Raw genomic sequence first — 3,302 nt, 5'->3', positions numbered from 1 at the left:
TACCTGGAAACCCCAACCGTACTCCATGACCACGCTGCCGGTCAAACCACCCACATACCACTTCGGCGAAAGCAGCTCTTCATTGTTACTGATATTCCCGCTGCCCGCATCGTCATCCGAATAGTAAGCGTAGTAACTGCCATAGCCCGGCGGCGTGTAACTACCCAGGTCCGAGGTCGTACCAACAACCCACTGATAGGCGTCGCCGTTGCCGTTGACCACGGTCCAGCCCGAAGGCATGCTGGCGCTGGCAAAGGGCTGTACCTGCAGCGTCTCCACGACCACAGAACCAGCCGCTACTAAAACCACGCTGTCGCCCTGGATCACGGTACTGTTGAACGTGTTGAACCCGAACTGCGCCGCGGTGGTCTGGTACCAGGAACAGGTATTGGCAGGAAGGCTAGTATCGACCGTGAACGACCGTGATGTTGTGTAACTCGTCCAGTACCCGGAACCACCCACATCCGTGCATTTAACCTTCCACCAGTAGGTCAAACCGTTGGCCAGGTTGGACGGGAAATTGAAATCGACCACAGCCCCGCTCGCGTAATTGGCCGTGGTCGAGCTTTCCGGACTGGCAAAGGCCGGATCCGTATCCCACAGTACCCGATAGATGATATTCTGGTTCTGCGGATCGGTCGACGTGAACGTCAGCGTCGGGTTAAGATCAGGCATCCTTCCGAAATCCATGGGCTTTACAATGCTCGGTGTTGCAGGTATACCGGCGTCAAAGACCAGGGCAAAACCCTGATAAGGCTTATAATTGTACCTTGTCACGGTAACCCACATAGTATCGTTCACGTTAAGGGGATTGACGCTGATAGTCGCGTTCCCGCTCGCGTCGGTCCACCCGGTCGCGTGCATCTCCGGACTCTGGGTTGAGATATAGCAGCACACTAAAGCGTTCTGGATCGGCGTCACATTATCGTTATCCTTTACATTGACCAAAAAGCTCATGGGGACCGGGCTGACCGTCGGGTTATGGGTAACGACCAGACTATCCACGAGGTTTGACCGGCACTGGACCGAAGCATCCCCGAAAATTGTCCAGGTTTGCGCCATCTCAACGCCTTCGGCAGCACTCGCGCCATAATGTTCTATCATGTAGCTGGCGCCGTTGAAACAGAGGCCGCCGAACGTATTCTTTTGGTTATGCGTAAGCTGACCGACCGCTCCTGCCTGACCCCAGCATGGAGGTTCCCAGGATTGATTGATCGTCGAACCCCAGTGCACCAGGAAGCCGTCGGGCTGGGCTACTTCCCCGCATGTAACCGACACTTCACAGAAACAGTCACCGCCATCGAAATCGCCGACCACGCAAGCCACCGATACGACAAAAGGCAGTTTCCAGGGGTTATTCAGAGATGCCAGGTCGCTGTTGGAAAATCCGCCGCCGTTGACCCATGAGGTTTGGCTGCCGTGCCCGATATAGTTGATGTACCCGGTCCCGGTCTCGATATGGCTCTTGATCAACGCCGCAGTGCCCCAGGAATCATAACTCGTGTCAAACCGCGTGTAGTAATATTTGGGGGTTTTGAGCGAATCGCGGAGGAAGTTCATGCGCGTTGAATCCGCATAAGAAGGACTGCCACCGGATTGATTGCTGGCTATGCCGGTCGCGGTCCGGTACCACGTACCAGCCATCTGCGGCGTGGTTTCGTACAGGATGGAACGGCTGGTCTGCTTGTCGATATTGAGGGCTGTACCGCCGCGCGAGCTCATCCTGGAAATGAATGCGTCCTGATAATAATCCCCGCCCGCCAGATAAGTGTATACGGGGTCGCAATCCGCGCCAGAGGCTGCACCCATCGTACCGACCGCGGGGACAACTTCATTGCCGTCGCCGACCAGCAATACCCATGCCAGGTCGGTTGAATCATATTCTGCCTGGATGCGCGCTTTTATCGCGGCCGCGGTATTCCCGACAGTTGAAACATTAACGAGCTTCGTGAATATACCCTTTCTCTTCTTCCATTTGAGGAAATTAGCCATGTTGGCATTATAGGCGTCCGCGGTAATGATCAGCATCCTTCCCGGTCGTTCCGAGATCGAGTCATATCGTGAGTCATTGAAATTTATGAATAGATTCCTGTAAATATCCACGAATTCATCCAGCAGCGCGCCGCGCTGTTTTTTGATCACATTTTCGCCGCCCGGACCGTTCTTATAGATCTCGACCACGATCCTTTTAGCGATCTTCAATTCACCGCGTACGGGATTGTACATGAATGGATTAAAACAGACCGAAACACCCCGGTAATCCCTCATGATAAAAGGTTTGGAAATTTCAGCTGCGTTCGTCGGCCACCAAGTGTCTTCCTCATATATTTTACCGAATTCATAAGGTACGGTCGCCGGGTCCACATTACGGTACAAATTACCTTTTGACGGCACGATCGTTCCTACCACTTTTGTTTCATAATCGGCTGATATGATCCGGCATGCCATCGCACCTTCATCAGGAATTATTACATTGCGGTTTATTACCGGTAATTCGGGATAACCCTTTTGCAGGTAATTGACCAAACCGGGAACTCTGATCTGCGTGCAGGGTTTGCCGTTGATATCAATGGTCTCGGTGTCGTAACCATTCAAAACGATCTCAACGGTAACACTTGAACCCTTATCCTGCAGCACCCTCATCTCGGGTGTTGAAACCGCTGCCGCAAACAGACTGTTTATTCCCGCAAGCGCCAGGAATAGAACGACTATATGTCTCCTCATAAAACCTCCTTGCAGGTTTTTGAATATTTTCCCACCAAAACGAACTTTAAAAATGATCTTCAGTATATACTAATAATATACGCACTATCCATAGATTGTCAATACCCTTTTTCCACCCATTATCGGCATATTACCGATATTGTTGAACTTGACTATTGACATTTAGCAAGTTTTAAATATAATTGTAGTCTATTGTTGTTTTACGTAAATAAATATTTATTAAAAATTAACGATAATGCTTTAGGTATTTGGGTAGTTTATAAGCGAATATTATATACTTCCCTGGGTACCAATCCCGCACATAATGTGCCTGGATAGCTCAGTCGGTTAGAGCACCTCCTTGGTAAGGAGGAGGCCGCCGGTTCGATTCCGGCTCCAGGCTGCGCATGACGGAAATAGCAGCGCGGGAACTGTTGCGCGAGCAACGAAGGAGAATTTATGGCAAAGGCAAAGTTTGATCGTAACAAGCCGCATGTGAACATCGGGACGATTGGTCACGTGGATCATGGCAAGACGGCGTTGACCTCGGCGATCACCAAGGCCTTGGAGAAGAAGCAGCTGGCCAAGTTTGTGAGTTA

Annotated in this window: 2 protein-coding genes and 1 tRNA gene; 2 read left to right on the top strand and 1 reads right to left on the bottom strand. The window is 51.1% G+C overall.

What is annotated here, in order from left to right:
- On the bottom strand, window positions 1-2,724 hold a 2,724-nt coding region (locus VF399_03035; protein ID HEX7319317.1), incomplete at its 3' end, for a C25 family cysteine peptidase.
- A gap of 308 nt (window positions 2,725-3,032) precedes the next feature.
- On the opposite strand from VF399_03035, the gene VF399_03030 reads away from it, so the two are divergent.
- Together VF399_03030 and VF399_03025 are read left to right on the top strand one after the other, a co-directional pair.
- A tRNA-Thr gene (locus tag VF399_03030) sits at window positions 3,033-3,106 on the top strand.
- A gap of 56 nt (window positions 3,107-3,162) precedes the next feature.
- On the top strand, window positions 3,163-3,302 hold a 140-nt coding region (locus tag VF399_03025; GenBank protein HEX7319316.1), incomplete at its 3' end, for a GTP-binding protein.

It is taken from the genome of bacterium, from assembly GCA_036382775.1.
Classification (GTDB): Bacteria; Hydrothermota; Tepidihabitantia; order SM23-42; family JAOAFX01; genus DASVHD01.
This window is presented reverse-complemented; position numbering and strand designations above follow the sequence as displayed.